Source organism: Amycolatopsis minnesotensis, from assembly GCF_039529815.1.
Taxonomy (GTDB): Bacteria; Actinomycetota; Actinomycetes; order Mycobacteriales; family Pseudonocardiaceae; genus Amycolatopsis; species Amycolatopsis minnesotensis.
Genome location: NZ_BAAANN010000017.1, coordinates 124335 through 141296, shown reverse-complemented (window position 1 = coordinate 141296; position 16962 = coordinate 124335). Strand labels below are relative to the sequence as shown.

Below are 16962 nucleotides of genomic sequence, written 5' to 3'. Positions count from 1 at the left end.
GTCGCCCGGCGCCCCATTCGTCCCATACGCTTGCGACGTGAGCAGGCATCCGAACGGGCGTAACCCGCTGCGCGTCGCGCGCGGGGGCCTGCTCGCCGCCAGCTCCGCCGCACTCGCCGTCTCGGCGCACGCGTTCGCCGACGGCGTCCTGCCCGACACGGCGCTGACCGTGCTGCTCACCCTGCTGATCGGCTGGGTGGCCACGGCGCTGGCCGACCGGACGAAGGGCCCGCTCGGCGCGTTCGCGGTCCTCGGCGCCGGGCAGCTCGTGATGCACGTCGTGCTCAGCGACCTGATGGACCACGGCACGTCGTCGCGGGTCGACGGCGCCGTGATGACCGCGGCGCACGTCGTGGCGACCGGGATCGCGGCGGTGCTCGTCACGACCGCCGAGTCGATGCTCCGCGCGGCGGTTTCCGCGCTGTGGCTGTTCCTCCCCACGGTGTGGCGCCCGGCGCCGGTGCCGACGGGTCCCGTGGCGCCCACCGCCGCCCGGCCCGCTGCCGACTGCCCGCACGTCGGCGTGGTGCTGCGCCGGGTCTGCGCCCGCCGCGGCCCGCCACCGCCCTCCTGAACCCGCCCCACTCACCCCAGCGCGTCGGCGCTGGATTTCCCCCTGTTCAGGAGAAAACCCATGGCCACCAACCGTGCCATCAAGCGCGCCGGATTCGTCGCCGCGACCGTCGGCGTCACCGGGCTGCTCGGCGCCGGGATCGCCTCCGCCCACGTCACCGCGAACGTCTACGGCACCCAGCCGTCGAAGGGCGGCTACGGCGCGATCTTCCTGCGCGTGCCGAACGAAGAACCCGACGCGGGCACCACGAAGGTCGAGGTCACCCTCAAGCCCGAGTACGCGATCAGCAGCGGGCGCGCCAAGCCGGTACCGGGCTGGACCGCGCAGGTCACCAAGGAGAAGCTGCCCGCGCCGGTCAAGACCGCGAAGGGCACCGAGATCACCGAAGCGGTCACCAAGATCACCTGGACCGCGCAGCCCGGCACGAAGATCGCCGCGGGCTCCGGCGAGTTCCAGGAGTTCGAGATCTCCGTCGGCGCGCTGCCGGACCTCGACCAGATCGAGCTGCCCGCCGCGCAGACCTACGAGAACGGCAAGGTGGTGAACTGGAACGAGCCGGCCCCGCCGAACGGTGAGGAGCCGGAGCACCCGGCGCCCACCGTGAAGCTGGCGGCGGCCGAGTCCGGCCACCACGGCGCGGCCCCGGCCGACGCGAGCCACTCGGACACCGAGGCCGCCGCCCCGGCCGGCTCGACCGACAACACCGCCCGCTGGCTCGGCGGCGCCGGCCTCGTCGTCGGCGCGCTCGGCCTCGGCTTCGGCGCGGGCGCGACGATCAGGGCGCGAAAGACGGTCACCAACGCGAAGGCTGGAGAAACTGGAGCGTCTTCGGAATGAAGAAGGCAGTACTGACGATCGCGCTGGCCGCGGCGGCCGTGCTGGGCACGGCCACCCCGGCCTTCGCGCACAACGTCCTCGTTTCGTCCGACCCGCCGAAGGGCGCGTCGGTCGAGACCGGCCCGTCGAAGATCACGCTGACCTTCGACGCCCCGGTGCAGCCCGGTAACAACCAGCTCGCGCTGACCGGGCCGGACGGCAACAAGTGGACCGACGGCGCGGTCGAGGTGACCAGCAACGTGGTGTCCGCGCCGGTCCGCCCGCTCGGACCGGCCGGGGTGTACAAGGTCGGCTACCGGATCCTGTCCGCCGACGGCCACCCCGTGTCCGGCGAAACGGAGTTCACGCTGACGAAGGCGGGCACCGGCACGCCCGCCGCCGCGAAACCGGACGACCAGGACACCGCGAAGTCCAGCGGCTCCGGCGGGGTCCCGGTGTGGGTGTGGCTCGTCGGCGCGGTCGTCGTGCTCGGCGCCGGGCTCGCGCTGGCACTGCGCTCGGGTTCGGGTTCGGCGAAGGAAGACAAGAAGTCATGACCAAGGCCGAGGCCACCTCGAACGTCCGGTACCAGACCCTGGTCTGCGTGGTCGCGGCGGCGTTCGTCGCCGCGCTCATCGGCGTCGCGCTCACCGCGGCGGCGCCGGTGCCGGGCGTGACGGACGTCAGCGAGGTGGTCTCGGTCGCGATCCCGCTGGTGCGGGTCGTGCTGGACCTGGCGGCGGTCGCCACGATCGGGCTGTCGCTGCTTTCGGTGCTGGTCGGGTACGACCGCCCGAAGCTCACCGAGCCGGTGCTCGCGAAGGCGCGCCCCGCCGCCGTCGCGAGTGCCGTGGTGTGGGCGATCGCCGCGCTCGCGGCGCTGGTGCTGCAGACCGCGGAGTTCCGGCCGCAGGCCGGCAGCATCGGGCTCGGCGACATCGGCGACTACATCGCGGAGATCGGCGCGGGCAAGGCGCTGGTCGTCGTCGCCGCGCTGGCGTTGCTGCACGCCGGGCTCGGCGCACTCGCGCTGAAGCACGGGGAGAAGGTGCCCGCCGAGGTCAGGGTCGGCCTCGGCCTGTTCGCGCTGCTGCCGCTGCCGGTCACCGGCCACGCGTCGAACTGGAACTTCCACGACTACACGATGATCTCGATGGAGCTGCACGTGATGAGCGCCGTCGCCTGGACCGGCGGGCTCGGCGCGATGGGCGTGCTGCTGGCGGGCAACCGGACGCTGCTCGCGCACGCGCTGCCCCGGTTCTCCAAGCTCGCGACGCTGTGCCTGGTCCTGACCGCGGTCACCGGGCTGTTCAACGGGTTCATCGAGATCTACCTCAACCCGGCCATTTCGTTCTGGGCGGGGGTGTTCACCACCCCGTACGGCCAGCTCGTGCTGCTCAAGCTGCTGTGCGCGGGCGCCATCGCGCTGCTCGGCGCGAACGTGCGCTGGCGGCTGATGCCGCAGATCGAGCAGCACAAGCGCACCGCGCTCGCCGCTTGGGTCACGCTCGAACTGACCGTCATGGGACTCGCCTTCGGCTTCGCCGTCGTGTTGACACGAGCACCCGTCACCTGATTTGGTAACAGCAGGTAGCTGCAACTTGCACTTCTGGTGGAACAACTCGGCTTAATGGGGTGACCAGTCGGGCCGAATTCGCCACCGGCGATCGTCCCTGCCAGTGCAAACGACGAACGGTCATCTGCACGCGCTGAACGTCGTGCAAAACACAGTGCGCACATGGTCACCTACCGGTACCGCGCCCAGCGGGTGTCGGTGCGCCCCGCCCGCAGGTCGTCGAGACGGCGGCGCAGCTCACCCGCGACCCGGGGATGACTGCGCAGGATCGGCAGCACGCTCGTCGTCAGCTTCAGCTCCCGAGCCGCCCTGAGCACCGGAAACCCGGTCCAGCCGGTCACGTCGAAGCCGTAGGCGTCGGCCAGCATCCGGTATCTCCCGGCGGGGTCCCCGAACCGTTCACGGCCCACCGCGAGCGGTGTCAGATCCCACTCGGGCGGGCCGACGCAGGACGAGTCGAAGTCGCACAGCACGGGCCCGTCGTCCCCCACGATGACGTTGCCGGGATGCGCGTCGCCGTGCACGAGCGCCTGCACGAGCGGGAATTCGAGGTCCCGCAGCTCGGCGTCGACCTCCGCGCACCGGCGCAGCAGGAACGTGCGGTCACCCGCGTCCAGTTCCTCGGCGTCGGAGATCCTGGCGCGCACGTCGTCGAGCGGCGACCACTCTTCGAGGCCGCGCGGCGGCGGCAGCGCGTGGACCCCGCGCAGGAGCGCGGCCAGGTCCGCGGCGGTCGCCCTGCGACGGCACGGCACCCGCTCCCACACCGTGACGAGGTGTTCGCCCACTTCGAGCGGCTGTCCGACGCCGGGGAGGAGCCGGATCGCGGGCACCCCGTGCTCGGCGAAGTGCTGCGCGACCGCGACGACCTTGTGCACCCGGTGCCGCAGCGCGTGCGAGCCGACGATCCGCACCACGACGGGTGCGGACGCGAGCGCGTACACGGCGTTGTTGGTGAACCTGAGCAGCACCGCCCCGGCGGCGTCGAGTCCGAGCGCGGCGCAGGTTTCCCCCAGCGCCGCGTCGAGCCTCACCCTGGTGAAACGCCCGTCCACGACGGCCCGTCCACCCCCGCGGTTATGCGGCGTAGAACGCGTTGATCCGCTCGGCGAGATCCCTCGCGTCCACGTTGTTCCGCCTGCGGTCGGCCTCTTCCTTGAGGGGCTTCATCCGGTCCTTGATCCGGTGGGACCTCAGGCCGTCGGCCGCGTCGAGCGCGGCACGGCCAACTTTGGCGCCGTGGTCGATGTCGCCCTCGAGCAGGTGGTTCGTCGCCAGCGCGCTCAGGTTGAACGTCCTGCTGCGGGCCATGTCATCGCCGTAGGCGCCGATCGCCCTGCTCAGCGCCGGGATCGCGTACTTGGTGTGCGCCACGTCGACCTTCTGCGCCAGCACCGTGTGCACGGTGCCGATCATCGCGTGGACGTCGGTCTCGTTGAAGAACTTCGCCCACGTCTCGACGTTGTCGTGGTCCGCGCGATCGAACTCGGACTTGCTGCGGCCGAGCAACTTCATGGCCTGCTCGGCGTTGCCCATCAGCGCGTACGCCCACGCCTCGTTGGCGCACAGGATCGAGACCGCGAGCTCCGAACCGGCCTCCTGCGCGGCGATCTGGCCGAGCTGGAACAGCTTCAGCGCGTCGTTCGGGGCGTTCTCGTGCAGGTAGACGCGGCCCATCCGGTACAGCACGTTCGCCACCAGCGGGTGGTTCTCGCCCTGTTTCGCCAGGTCGAGGGCGTTCGCGAAATGCCCGCGCGCCGAATCGACCAGCCCGGTGTCGAACGAGGTCCAGCCGGCGAGGCTGTGCAGATCGGCCAGTGCTACGAAGAGGCGCGACTTCACCACGTCGACGGCGCTGGACTCCAGCATCTGCTGTCCCCAGGACAGCTGCGCCACCACGGCGTCGCGGCAGAACCCGCCGCCGTACTGGTAGTCGAGGGCGCGCAGCGCCCTGGTCGCGGCCTCCACCAGCCGCACATCGGTCATCCCGATGCGACCGGGTGCCGGCGTCCTCGCGGGACTCGACGCCCATGCCTCGGAGGTCGGCCCGAAGACCGCTGCCCCCATCGTCACCTGGGCGGCGTGCGCGAGGAACTTCCGCCGTTTCACGGACTCGTCCTCCTCAGCCTGCTGCTCGTCGACGGCGCCGACGACCGATATCGCGGTGGCCTCGTCGTAGGCGAGGCCCATGTAGCCACGGGGGACGCCCAGGCCATCGGCGATCCTCGCGAGCACGTCGTAGGCCATGACCTGACGACCCTTGAGGATCTCCGACACCTCGGACTGCGACTGGCCGGTCATCGCGGCGATCTGGCGCTGCGAGACACCTTCACGACGAAGCAAGCGGTAAACCCCGCTGATCTCCCGCGCGGCGAGAACGGCCCGCATCTCCTTCTGCTCCCAGGCTGCCGGAGATATCGGGTGTCCCTGCCGGGCGTCCGGAGAGTGCACCGTCTTGTTGGCGTCCATGTGCGCCCCTTCACCGTCCGTCGGGCGTCGATAAGCAGCGTAGGCACTTCCATTGAACCGTGTGAAACGCCGTTTGTAGAGCCTGATCGGCCCTACCGAAGTTCCGTGACCGCTTAACGTGGAACCCGAGCCGGTCGCCGCTATGACGCGATTACGACTTCTCTCACCCGTTGATTCGTCGCAATGTAGTCCTCAGCCCGGATGTGAGCGGACGGACACCGACCGCAATCACCCAGAGCTACGAAGACAGAAGTGCGGACTGCAAGCCTGCAAGACCCGGCGGCACAGCCTGCAGCACGACGAACAGAGCGGAGTGAACCGGTGGAGTTCGTGGATTCGATCGCAGCAGGACGTGCTGGGACAGCCACGAGCCCCGTGCGGCCCTCGGGGCACGTCACGGTGGCCCGCTCGGCGCAGCCGGTCCAGCCGGCACCGTCCCTCCAGTCCCCCCATGGCGGCCCGGTCACCGACCCGCGCGCCGCGGAGGCGCGCCGGTACGAAGGTGGCCAGCTGGTGTGGCGCGTGCAGTGCGGCGACCTGATCGACCGCGAGCGTTGCGTCACCGTCGTCGTCGAAAACAACCAAGTGGTACTGGTCAGCCCGCCGGGTGAGACCGCACGGCTCTCCGCTGGCCAGCTCGGCCAGCTGCGGGCCGCGCTCAACGAAGCCGCCAAGCTGGCGGAAAGGTGACGGTGAGTTTCAGGTGGATCAGATACTCGGGCAGGTTCTCCGCAACGCCGTGTGGGAACGACTCGACATGCTCTCCGAACTCGCCCAGCGGGCCGACGCCCCGTCACTCGTCTCGGTGGCCCGCTCCGAACTGCCGCGCCTGACCGAAGGCTGGCGCGCGATGCTGCTGGCCCACGAGCCGGACGAGCGCGGCGACTGCCCGACCTGCTCCACCCGCTGGCACCGCTGCAAGGCGCCGTGCCCGGTGTGGCAGGTGGCGCACGAACACCTGGTGGCGGGCGGACTGGCACCGCAGCAGGACCCGAAGCGCAGGCGCCCGGCGCCCGCGCAGGCCCGTTCCGCCGCCCCGTCGGCAGCGGAAACCACCGGCAGGCACGCACTGGTGCGCACTCCCGCACCCCGTCGCGCGCTGGCCTGATTCCCCCAGACTGGTGAGCGAGGCCGCACCCGACGCCCCATCGGTGGCCCTCCGCTCGCCGTTTCCGGAGGTCGGCCCGTCCGTCCCCCCGAGCGAGACGGGCCGACCCTCGGTCCCGCGTTACCCGGCATCCGCCAGGCAACGCGATTAATCGAAAATAGTACGCCGATCCCCTGGCGTACGCCCCGCTCCACCGCTATGTTGATCATCAGTTGATCAACCAGCACAAGTTGAAAATTGCAGATCGCAACCTGCGGAATCCCCTGCCCGCCAGGTGGCCCCGATAACTCCGCGGGCCGGTGCCGTTGTTACTCCCCCTCCCCCCGACCGGCACCGGCCTGCGGCCCCAACGAATGGCCGGTCTCGCCTCCCCCGAGGGCGAGACCGGCCATTTCGCCGTGTCCGGCCCTTGCCCGGGGAGTCAATCCGGATTAAGCGGAATTAGTCACTCCACTGAGGGATCTTCACCGCACCGCACGAACCCGGGTAACAAAAACGCCCGCCACCAGCGTCGCGATGGCCGACGCGGCGAACAACGTGGGATAGCCGCCGATGTTCGCCAGGATCACCGTCGCCAGCGCCGGCGCGACGACCTGCGGCAGCGAGTTCGCGATGTTCACCACGCCGAGGTCCTTCGCCCTGTCCTTCGCGGCGGGCAGCACCTGCGTGAGGATCGCGATGGCGACGGCCTGGTAGGCGCCGAACCCCACGCCGAGCAGCGGCGACGCGACCAGCGCGGCGGTCCAGGTCTGCCAAACCACCAGGATGAGCGCGGCGAGCGCCATCACCGCGGACGACGCGAGCACGTACGGTTTGCGCCGTCCCGAGCGGTCGGACAGCTTGCCGGTCGCCGCGGCGCCCACGATCAGCGCGACCCCGTAGCAGCCCATCATGATCAGCAGGCCCGCGTCGGGATCCAGGTAGTGCACCGAGTTCTTCAGGAAGAACAGCAGGTAGAGGGTGCCCAGCGCGTTGCCGAGGTTGATCATGAAGTGGCAGGCCCACGCCCACGCGAAGTCGGGGTGCCGCCGCGGCGACACCCACAGCGTCTTCAGCATCTTGTGCGGGCGCCCCGGCGGACGCCACTCGCGCGGCAACGCGGCGTCGGGCGTGCGCAGGACGAACACCCCGGCCAGCACCACGACCACCACCGCGCAGGCGAGGTAGCCACCCGCGAGGGTCGTGACGAGCTCGGTCACCAGCAGCGCGCCGAGCACGGTGCCCAGCATCTGCGCGATCCCGACGTACCCGCCGATCTCCGCCCGCTGAGCCACCGGGACCCGGTCGGGCACCGCCGACATGAGCGTCGCGAGCAGGGCGTTGAGCCCGGCCTGCACCAGGCACCAGCCCAGCGTCATCACGGCGACGGACCCGGCGGTGGCCAGCACGCCGAGCCCGGCCGCGGACACGGCCATCGCGGCGACCGTCCACGGGTGGCGGCGGCCGAACCGCGAGCAGGTGCGGTCCGACAGCATCCCGATCACCGGGTTCACCACCAGCGCGACCAGCGCGCCGATCCCGGTGACCAGCCCGAACACGAACTCCTTGTGCGCCGAGTCCAGCAGCTCGGCCTGGTTCGGCAGCAGCACCTGGATCGGCGCGTAGATGCCGAGCCAGAGCCCGATGTTGGCGAGGAACAGCAGGCTCGTCCACCCGGCGCGGACCCGGGCGGTCGGCTCGGCGAGTGCCGCGGGCAGCGCGGGGGCGTCAGTCATCGCGGACCAGTTTCCGGTACCAGGCGAAGGAGTCCTTCGGCGTGCGCCGCAGGGTTTCGTAGTCGACGTGCACGAGCCCGAACCGCGGCGCGTACCCCTTCGACCATTCGAAGTTGTCGAGCAGGGACCACACGAAGTAGCCGCGGACGTCCACGCCGGCGTCCATCGCGGCCCGCACCGCCGAGAGGTGCTCGACGAGGAAGTCGATCCGTTCCGGGTCGCGCACTCCGCCTTCTTCGGCGACGCGGTCGTCGAAGCTGCAGCCGTTCTCGGTCAGGTAGATCGGCGGGAGCCGGTCGGCGTAGCGGCCCTGGAAGTCGAGCAGCAGGTCCCGCAGCGCGTGCGGCACGATCGGGGAATCGTTTGTGGTCATCGGAAAACCCTCGATCGGGCGTAGTTCGAACGGGAGCGGGTTGCCCGGCCCCGGCGCCTTCACGCCCTGCGGTTCGTAGTAGTTGACCCCGTAGAAGTCGAGCGGCTGCGCGATCGTCGGGAGGTCGTCGGCGAACCCGGCAGGCAGGTGCTCGACCAGTTCGCCGGGGTACCGGCCGAGCAGCACCGGATCGGCGTAAAGGCGGTTGAGCAGCGCGTCGAGCCAGCGCGCGGCGGCGTTTTCCGGCTCCGTACCGGTTTCCGGCCAGACCGGGCTGTGGTTGTTCGCGGTGCCGATGCTCGCCGCCCCCGCCGCGCGGAGCGCCTGCACCGCGAGCCCGTGTGCCAGGTTCTGGTGGTGCGCGGTGGGCACGGCGTCGAGCAGGAGCGCCTTCCCCGGCGCGTACTCGCCGATCGCGTAGCCGTAGATCGACATGACCATGGGCTCGTTGAGCGGGATCCACATCTTCACGCGGTCGGCGAACCGCTCACCCATGACCGCGGCGTACTCGGCGAACCACTCCGCGGTGTCCCTGACGAGCCAGCCGCCCGCGTCTTCGACGGGTTGCGGCGTGTCCCAGTGGTACAGCGTGGCGACCGGCGCGATACCCGCTTCGCACACCGAGTCGATCAGCCGGTCGTAGAACGCGAGACCCTCGGCGTTCGGCGCGCCCTTGCCGTCGGGCAGGATCCGGGGCCACGCGAAGGAGAACCGGTAGGCGCCGACACCAAGATCACTCATCAGTGCGACGTCTTCGGGGTAGCGGTGGTAGTGATCGGCCGCGACACGCGCGTGCTCGCCGTTCGCGATCTTGCCCGGAGTCTTGGTGAAGGTGTCCCAAATGGACGGACCACGACCGCCCTCGTCAACGGCGCCTTCGATCTGGAACGCCGAAGTCGAGACGCCCCAAAGGAATTCGCGGGGGAAGGACAGGTTCTCCACTACGGCACCTTTCCTCGGCTAACATGAAAAGTTCTCAGATACTAGCCGTTCCCTCGACCGGGGGGAAGCCCGTCGACACGCTAAAGTCGCTGTTCAGCGAAGGATGGAGCACGACGTGTCCGACACGAAGGCCAGCGGCGACGCGGCCCCGACCACGGCTCTGCGCCGGAAACCGGTGCAGCAGCGCAGCGCCAAGCGCGTCGAGCAGATGCTGGACGCCTCCGCACAGCTCATCGACGAGATCGGCTACGACGCGCTGACCACGACCTTGATCGCGAAGCGGGCCGGGGTCGCGGTCGGTTCGCTGTACCAGTTCTTCCCGGACAAACGCGCCGTGGTGCAGGCGCTGACCCAGCGGAACCTCGAACGCTTCCTCGGCGCGGTGACCGAGCGGCTCGGCACCGTCGACCACTCGCACTGGTGGGACGTCGTCGACTCGATGCTGGACATCTACCTGTACATGCATCGGGACGTACCGGGCTTTTCGAAGGTGCACTTCGGCGACGTGGTGGACCTTCGCCTGCTCGACGAGCGCCGCGACAACAACTCGGTGGTGTCCGAATCACTCGCGAACCTGCTGACCGACAAGCTGAACGTGCCGGCGGATCAGGTCACCACACCCATCTCGGTGGCCGTCGAAGTAGCCGATGCGCTGCTCAATCTCGCCTTCCGACGTTCTCCACAGGGGGATGCCGAAGTGGTCGCGGAGACCAAGCACGTCATCAAGTTGTACCTGGCCAGCAGGCTCGGGGAGTAGCAGTCCACCGGTTGTCCCCAGTTGTCCACAGGCCGCTGGAACTGTGGACAACCGCGGTGGATTCCGCTTAATCGCTTTCGGGTCAGCCGAAGCTCTTGCCGTCGCCGCGGAAGGTCGGCACGGTCCGCTCGACCGTGCTGCCGACGACGATGTGGTACTCGGTGAACCGCTCGGCCAGCTCGCCCGCCTTCGCGTGGCGGAACCAGACCCGGTCGCCGATCCGCAGCGACCTGGCCGCCTTGCCGGTCACCGGGGTCTGCACCTCGCCCGCGCCTTCGAGCCCGAGCAGCGAGAGCCCCTCCGGCAGGTACGGCGACGGGAGCCGTGAAGACTCCGCCGGCCCGGACGCGACGTACCCGCCCGCGAACAGGGTCGCGATCTTCCTGGTCGGGCGGCGCACCACGGACAGCGCGAACAGCGCGGCCGGTTTCGGGTGGAACCGGGAATACCCGTCGAACAGGGTCGGGCCGATCAGCCCGGATCCGGCCGCGATCTCGGTGACCGAGGCGTCGGCGCCGGTGCTCTCGACGCTGCCGCTGCCGCCGCCGTTGACGAACTCGAGATCGGCGACGGCGCGCACGGCGGCGACCGCCGCGCCCCGCCGCTCGACGAGTTCGGCCGCCGACCTGCGCTGGAGCATGCCCACGATCGCGTTCTTCGGCGCGGACCCCGCGATGTCGGGGAGCCCGGCGATCTGGCCTTCGTAGGCCATGATGCCGACCAGCCGGAAACCCTTGCGCGCGACGATCTTCTTCGCCAGCTCGGCGGCCTGGCGAGCGGTGAACACCGGTGAGCGGCGGGTGCCGATGTGCACCCCGCGCAGCGGGCGGAACGACGCGTCGAGTTCGAGGCACACCCTGATCTCGGGGTGGTCGTGGCCGAGTGCGGCGTCCACCAGGTCGAGGTGCTCGGTCGAGTCGACCATGATCGTGATCGCTGCGCGGGCCCCCTCGTCGGCGGCGAGGGCCCGCAGCGCCCCGTGGTCGGCCGTCGGGTAGGCGACCACGATGTCGTCGGAAGTGCCCCGCTCGACGTGCCAAACGGCTTCGGCTAGCGAGTAGCTCATGAGCCCGGTGAACCCCGGCTTCGCCAGCACGCGTTCGAGCAGGTACCGGCAGCGGACCGACTTGCTCACCACGCGGATGGGCTTGCCGTCCGCACGGCGCGCGAGATCGGCCGCGTTCGCGTCGAAGGCGTCGAGGTCGACGATCGCGAAGGGCGGGTCGAGTGCCTTCGTCGCGAGGTCGAACGCCGAGGCGGTCACACTGGTCACCCGGATTACGGTACGACACCAGAGCTTGAAACGCGAATTCTATTCACTTATTGTTTCCGTCACTCGGGCTTCAAGGATCAGGTGAGCGCATGACGCAGTGGACCAACTGGGCCGGCACCGCGACCGCGACCCCGCAGCGCGTACACACCCCGCGCAGCGCGGCCGAACTCGCCGAGGTGGTGGCCGGGGTGGCTGTCGAGGGCAGGCGCGTGCGGGCCTGGGGCAGCGGGCACTCGTTCACGCCCATCGCGGCCGCCGATTCCGACGCCATCGATCTCACGGCGTGGTCCGGGATCGCCTTCGCCGATCTCGACACCGGCCGCGTGACCGTGCGCTCGGGGACCAAGCTGCGCAAGCTCAACGCCGATCTCGACGCGCTCGGGCTGGCGATGACGAACCTCGGCGACATCGACGAGCAGACGATCGCGGGCGCGGTGTCCACCGGGACCCACGGCACCGGCGCGCGGCTCGGCGGGCTCGCCACCCAGATCGTCGAACTGGAACTCGTGCTCGCGGACGGTTCGGTGGTCACCTGCTCGGCGGACCGGCGGCCGGAGCTGTTCGCCGCGGCGCGGGTCGGCCTCGGCGCGCTCGGCGTGATCTCGACGGTGACGCTGCAGTGCGAGCCGTCGTTCGTGCTCTCCGCGCAGGAGCGGCCGGAGCCGCTGGAACAGGTGCTGGAAGGGTTCGACCAGTTCGCCGACGAGAACGACCACTTCGAGTTCTACTGGTTCCCGTACGGCACGAACGCGCTGGTGAAGCGCAACAACCGGCTGCCGGACGACGCCGAGCGCAGGCCGTTGAGCAGGGCCAAGCGGTTCATCGACTACGAGATCACCGAGAACCTCGCGTTCGGCGCGCTGTGCCGGACGGGCCGCATGGTGCCGAAACTGGTGCGCCCGCTCGGCAAGCTCGCCTCGTCGCTCCTGTCCACAAGGGAGTACAGCGATCTGTCGCACCGGGTTTTCGTGACCCACCGGGGGGTGCGGTTCGTCGAAGCCGAATACGCCGTGCCGAGGGAATCCGTGCACGACGTGCTGGCCGAGCTGCGCGCACTGGTGCCCCGGCTGGAGACGCCGGTCTCGTTCCCGGTGGAGGTGCGGGTCGCGGCCGCGGACGACATCTGGCTCTCGACCGCGCACGGCCGCGACTCCGCCTACATCGCGATCCACCAGTTCGTCGGCATGCCGTACCGCCAGTACTTCGCCGCGTTCGCGGATATCGCGGGCGCCGTCGGCGGGCGGCCGCACTGGGGGAAGATGCACGATCTCGACGCCGTCGTGCTGCGGGACCGGTACCCGCGCTTCGACGATTTCGTGCGGGTGCGCAAGGAGGTCGACCCCGCGGGCGTGTTCGGCAACGCCTACCTGGACCAGGTACTGGGCCGATAGCTCTTCTTGTCTTACTGGTACCTACGTAGCCCCCACCCATCCCGGGGGGCGACCCCGCTCCAGTCTACCGAGGCTCTCGGCGGGGCGGGCGGGAAAGCGGGCCGGGGCGGGTAGTTGTCCACAACGGGGTCCGGGCTGTGGACAACTGCGGCGATCCGGGTGTCAGATCCGTTCCAGCGCCTCGTCGATCGGGGTGTGCCCGGCGACGAGTTCCAGGGTGCGGCCGATGGTGCGGGATTCGTCGAGCAGGGCGGCCAGCACGGCGGCGACGTCGTCGCGGGTGATGTCGCCGATGTCGACGGAGTCCGCGAGGTGCACATTGCCCGTGCCAGGGTCGTCGGTGAGGTGGCCGGGGCGCAGGATCGTCCAGTCCAGGTCACGAGCGCGGAGATCGTCTTCGGCCGCCTTCTTCGCGCGCAGGTAGATCGCGAAGGTCTCGTCCATCCCGGGGTCGTCGGCCCTGCCGAGACCCATCGCACTGACCTGGACGTGCCTGCGCACGCCCGCGCGCTCGGCGGCGTCGGCGAACAGCGCCGCGGCGGCCCTGTCGACAGTGTCCTTGCGCTCGGTGCCGCTGCCGGGACCGGCCCCCGCGGCGAACACGGCCGCGTCGGCGCCCTTCAGCACCTCGGCGATCTCGTCGAGTTCCGCGTGCTCGAGGTCGAGCACGGCGGGTTCGGCGCTGGAATCACGCAGATCGGCCGCATGGCCGGGGTTCCTGATGATGCCGACGGCCTGGTCACCGCAGGCGGCCAGCACCCGCTCCAGGCGAAGGGCGATCTGACCGTGTCCTCCGGCAATCACAACTCGCATGCGACCACCCTAGGTCGATCGGTCAGTCCACGCCGACCGGCAGGTCGTACGAGGCGAGGAGCTGCTCGTAGACCATCTCGTTGACCCAGCGGGACACCGCGTCCTGGTCGAGCAGCATCCGCTCGGTGCGACCGGGCAGGTCGAGGTCGACCACCGCGTCCTCGTCGGCCGTCACCACGGCGAGGCCGTAGGCGCGGGCACGCGGCAGGCAGTTGTCGACGTAGTCCTTGGTCAGCACGGCGGACGACGGGAGCACCATCGCGGCCTCGCCGTACCGCGCGAACGGAACCGCGGAGGCCATCGCGGTGCGCCAGTGCCGCGCGACCGCGAGGACGCCGATGATCTCGGCGGCGGGCGCGGGCGCGGTCGCCGCGAACTCCGGCCAGGTCCAGGTGGCCACGGTGGCGCGATCGGAGACGGGACCGACGCCCATCGCGATGCGCTCGGCGTGCACGTCGGTGCGGAGCTGCGCGACGACGCACACCTTGCGGCCCAGCATCGTGACCTCGGGCAGGACGACGCCGTCCCAGCCGAGCTGCGCGGCGGCCTCGGTGGCCAGCTCCGACGTACTCGCGGGCAGCTCGATACGCGGCACCACGCGGGTGGGGAAGGACCGGGTACCGCTCTTGGTGACCTCGGTGTTCTCCGTGTGCCCTGGTGTGACCGCCACGAGACGCCTCCTTTTCCGTACTGCCAGAACCCCGCCGTCCGAAAACGGCATATGAATTGATTACCAGTGCGGATCGGATTGGTCGCCGGGTTGGCCGGGCGGCTGCGATCGACGGCGCTCAGCGGTCGGTGACCGGTCGACGGGCGGTCGTCCGACTTCGGCCCGACCCTGCCGCCGGACGGGTGAGGGCCAGTTGAGTGGCGTGACCCTGCGAAATCGTGTGTCGTGCGCCACGCCGATAATCGCCTTTGCGGCCCCCGGTGACATCCCGGAGTACCGAACGGCGCAGCGCAGCCCCGCCAACTCCACTGTGGACAGTGTCCCGGAATTTTGTTGCGCGTGTCCACGAACGGGCCGAGGGTGAGCTTCGCCGCAGCGCCGGAGGCCGGGCACCGATACGGTTACCCGTGAGTTAAAGCGCCGTCTTGGAGGGTCGATGCGTTCGCCGAAGGACTTCTTCGCACCACTGGCCGTCGGTGCGCCCGCGCCCGTGCGGGAGATCCCGCCACTGCCGTCCCGCATGATCCACTTCTTCGACCCCGGCAACGAGAAGATGGTGGCGAAGGCGCCGGACATCGCTACCAAGGTCGATGTGCTGCTCGGCAACCTCGAAGACGCTGTGCGCGCGGATCGCAAGGAAGCGGCGCGCCAGGGCCTCGTCGACGTGGCGAAGGCCAACGACTTCGGCCAGACCCAGCTGTGGACCAGGGTCAACAGCCTCGACTCGCCCTGGGTGCTCGACGACCTGATCACGCTCGTCACCGAGATCGGCGACAAGCTCGACGTGATCATGGTGCCGAAGGTCGAGGGCGCGCAGGACATCCACTACGTCGACCGGCTGCTCGCGCAGCTCGAAGCGCGCGCCGGGCTGACCGAGCCGCTGCTCGTGCACGCCATCCTGGAGACCGCGAGCGGCGTCGCGAACGTCGAGGAGATCGCCGGCGCCAGCCCGCGCATGCAGGGGATCTCGCTCGGCCCCGCGGACCTCGCCGCGAGCAGGCGGATGAAGACGACCCGCGTCGGCGGCGGGCACCCCGGGTACCTGGTGCGCACCGACCCCACCGGCGACGACCTGACCGAGGGCCGCACGATCTACCAGCAGGATCTGTGGCACTACACGGTCGCGCGCATGGTCGACGCGTGCGCGGCCAACGGGATCCTGCCCTACTACGGCCCGTTCGGGGACATCCGCGACGTCGTGGCGTGCGAGGACCAGTTCCGCAACGCCTTCCTGCTCGGCTGCGTCGGCGCGTGGAGCCTGCACCCGGCGCAGATCGACATCGCGAGGAAGGTGTTCTCGCCGGAACCGTCCGACGTGGCATGGGCCCGGCGCGTGATCGCCGCCATGGGCGACGGCACGGGCGCGGTGATGATCGACGGGAAGATGCAGGACGACGCGTCGTTCAAGCAGTGCGGGGTGGTCGCCGAACTGGCCGACGCCCTCGCCGCACGCGACCCCGAACTGGCCGCGGCCTACGACGCCGCGACGAAGGAGGCCCTGGAGAATGCCTGATTCACCCGTCCTCAAGCCGCGCAGATCCGTGCTGTACATGCCGGGCGCCAACGAGCGCGCGCTGGAGAAGGCGAAGACCCTGTCCGCGGACGCGCTGATCCTCGACCTCGAAGACGCGGTGGCGCCGGACGACAAGGAAGCCGCGCGCGACCGGGTGTGCGCCGCGGCCGCCTCCGGCGAGTACGGCGAGCGGGAAATCACCATCAGGGTCAACGCGATCGACACCGAATGGCATGACGCGGACCTGCGCGCCGCGGCGCAGGCGGGCCCGGCGGCGGTCGTCGTGCCGAAGGTGTCTTCCGCGCGCGAAGTGCAGAACATCGAGCGCGCGCTGGAGCTTTCGGGCGCCCCCGAGCACACCAAGATCTGGGCGATGCTCGAAACGCCGAGCGCGATCCTGCACGCCGAGGAGATCGTTTCGGCGAGCGACCGGCTGACCGTGCTGGTGATGGGCACCAACGACCTCGCGAAGGAGTTGCACACCGAATCCGCGCCGGGCCGGGCGCCGCTGCTGGGCGCGCTCTCGCTGGCGCTGCTCGCCACCCGCGCGCACGGCAAGGTGATCCTCGACGGCGTCTACAACGACGTGAAGGACCTCGAAGGCTTCGAGGCGGAATGCGTGCAGGCCAGGCAGTTCGGCTTCGACGGCAAGACCCTCGTGCACCCCGGCCAGCTCGAACCGTGCAACCGGGTGTTCTCCCCTTCGGAGAAAGAGGTCGAAAACGCCCGCAAGATCATCGATGCCTTCGAAGCCGCGGACAAGGGCGTGGTGACCGTCGACGGGCGGATGATCGAAAGCCTCCACGTCGACAACGCGCGCCGGATCCTCGCACTCGCGGCCACGACCGCCTCGGCGTAGTAGCGCTACGCCGAACGGGTTGCATCGGTCGCCTTCCGCCAATACCGGACACCAACTGCTACCTCTTGATTACGATGAGGAGTATTCGGTGCTCGGCGCGGAGCTTTGGGAGG

General features: G+C 70.0%; 17 protein-coding genes. 10 read left to right on the top strand and 7 right to left on the bottom strand.

From position 1 onward, the window contains the following. Nucleotides 1-37 precede the first annotated feature (37 nt). From ABD256_RS22235 to ABD256_RS22220, 4 genes are read left to right on the top strand one after another with little or no spacing between them, the layout of a single operon-like run. Complete coding sequence (locus ABD256_RS22235; RefSeq protein ID WP_344421906.1) at nucleotides 38-574, top strand: hypothetical protein; 537 nt, start codon at nucleotides 38-40, stop codon at nucleotides 572-574. A 60-nt stretch (nucleotides 575-634) separates the two neighbouring features. Next, a complete protein-coding gene (locus tag ABD256_RS22230; RefSeq protein ID WP_344421903.1) occupies nucleotides 635-1411 on the top strand; it encodes a YcnI family copper-binding membrane protein in 777 nt (258 codons plus the stop codon). After that, nucleotides 1408-1947 carry a copper resistance CopC family protein gene (locus ABD256_RS22225; protein WP_344421901.1) on the top strand — a complete coding sequence of 180 codons (540 nt, stop codon included), beginning with the start codon at nucleotides 1408-1410 and terminating at the stop codon, nucleotides 1945-1947. The genes ABD256_RS22230 and ABD256_RS22225 overlap by 4 nt, the downstream gene beginning before the upstream one ends. Next, a complete protein-coding gene (locus ABD256_RS22220; RefSeq protein WP_344421898.1) occupies nucleotides 1944-2966 on the top strand; it encodes a copper resistance D family protein in 1023 nt (340 codons plus the stop codon). Before ABD256_RS22225 ends, ABD256_RS22220 begins: the two co-directional genes overlap by 4 nt. A 170-nt stretch (nucleotides 2967-3136) precedes the next feature. Here the strand turns inward: ABD256_RS22220 and ABD256_RS22215 are convergent, their stop codons facing one another. Next, entirely contained in the window at nucleotides 3137-4021 is an 885-nt protein-coding gene (locus ABD256_RS22215) for a phosphotransferase family protein (RefSeq protein ID WP_344421895.1), read from the bottom strand. Nucleotides 4022-4043: 22 nt separating this feature from the next. Further along, nucleotides 4044-5435, bottom strand: coding sequence for an NsdA family TPR-like regulatory protein (locus ABD256_RS22210; protein ID WP_344421892.1), 1392 nt, complete (start codon nucleotides 5433-5435; stop codon nucleotides 4044-4046). 321 nt (nucleotides 5436-5756) lie between these two features. Between ABD256_RS22210 and ABD256_RS22205 the strand changes: the two genes are divergently transcribed. Together ABD256_RS22205 and ABD256_RS22200 are read left to right on the top strand one after the other, a co-directional pair. Continuing rightward, entirely contained in the window at nucleotides 5757-6125 is a 369-nt protein-coding gene (locus ABD256_RS22205; protein WP_344421890.1) for a hypothetical protein, read from the top strand. A 13-nt stretch (nucleotides 6126-6138) separates the two neighbouring features. Further along, entirely contained in the window at nucleotides 6139-6543 is a 405-nt protein-coding gene (locus ABD256_RS22200; RefSeq protein WP_344421887.1) for a hypothetical protein, read from the top strand. A gap of 464 nt (nucleotides 6544-7007) precedes the next feature. Here ABD256_RS22200 and ABD256_RS22195 read toward each other — a convergent pair whose 3' ends face one another. Together ABD256_RS22195 and ABD256_RS22190 are read right to left on the bottom strand one after the other, a co-directional pair. Then, nucleotides 7008-8258, bottom strand: coding sequence for an MFS transporter (locus ABD256_RS22195; protein ID WP_344421884.1), 1251 nt, complete (start codon nucleotides 8256-8258; stop codon nucleotides 7008-7010). Next, nucleotides 8251-9573, bottom strand: a complete 1323-nt coding sequence (locus tag ABD256_RS22190) for a GH1 family beta-glucosidase (protein ID WP_344421881.1) — start codon at nucleotides 9571-9573, stop codon at nucleotides 8251-8253. The genes ABD256_RS22195 and ABD256_RS22190 overlap by 8 nt, the downstream gene beginning before the upstream one ends. Nucleotides 9574-9676: 103 nt before the next feature. Here ABD256_RS22190 and ABD256_RS22185 point away from each other — a divergent pair, with 103 nt between their 5' ends. Beyond that, nucleotides 9677-10330, top strand: a complete 654-nt coding sequence (locus ABD256_RS22185) for a TetR/AcrR family transcriptional regulator (protein WP_344421878.1) — start codon at nucleotides 9677-9679, stop codon at nucleotides 10328-10330. Between the two features lie 82 nt (nucleotides 10331-10412). On the opposite strand, the gene ABD256_RS22180 is transcribed toward ABD256_RS22185, so the two are convergent. After that, nucleotides 10413-11609, bottom strand: a complete 1197-nt coding sequence (locus ABD256_RS22180; RefSeq protein ID WP_344422066.1) for an amino acid deaminase/aldolase — start codon at nucleotides 11607-11609, stop codon at nucleotides 10413-10415. An 83-nt stretch (nucleotides 11610-11692) separates the two neighbouring features. Between ABD256_RS22180 and ABD256_RS22175 the strand changes: the two genes are divergently transcribed. Continuing rightward, entirely contained in the window at nucleotides 11693-12994 is a 1302-nt protein-coding gene (locus ABD256_RS22175) for a D-arabinono-1,4-lactone oxidase (RefSeq protein WP_344421876.1), read from the top strand. Nucleotides 12995-13156: 162 nt separating this feature from the next. Here ABD256_RS22175 and ABD256_RS22170 read toward each other — a convergent pair whose 3' ends face one another. Beyond that, on the bottom strand, nucleotides 13157-13807 hold the full coding sequence (locus ABD256_RS22170) for an NAD(P)H-binding protein (RefSeq protein ID WP_344421874.1): 651 nt from the start codon (nucleotides 13805-13807) through the stop codon (nucleotides 13157-13159). Between the two features lie 22 nt (nucleotides 13808-13829). Continuing rightward, the gene (locus ABD256_RS22165) at nucleotides 13830-14477 is read right to left on the bottom strand and encodes a hypothetical protein (protein ID WP_344421872.1); all 648 of its coding nucleotides are present in this window, start codon (nucleotides 14475-14477) and stop codon (nucleotides 13830-13832) included. Nucleotides 14478-14913: 436 nt separating this feature from the next. Here ABD256_RS22165 and ABD256_RS22160 point away from each other — a divergent pair, with 436 nt between their 5' ends. Both ABD256_RS22160 and ABD256_RS22155 read left to right on the top strand, forming a co-directional pair. Then, nucleotides 14914-15990 (top strand): HpcH/HpaI aldolase/citrate lyase family protein, encoded by a 1077-nt coding sequence (locus ABD256_RS22160; protein ID WP_344421870.1) that lies wholly within the window; start codon nucleotides 14914-14916, stop codon nucleotides 15988-15990. Next, a complete protein-coding gene (locus tag ABD256_RS22155) occupies nucleotides 15983-16849 on the top strand; it encodes an HpcH/HpaI aldolase/citrate lyase family protein (RefSeq protein WP_344421868.1) in 867 nt (288 codons plus the stop codon). Before ABD256_RS22160 ends, ABD256_RS22155 begins: the two co-directional genes overlap by 8 nt. Nucleotides 16850-16962 lie beyond the last annotated feature (113 nt).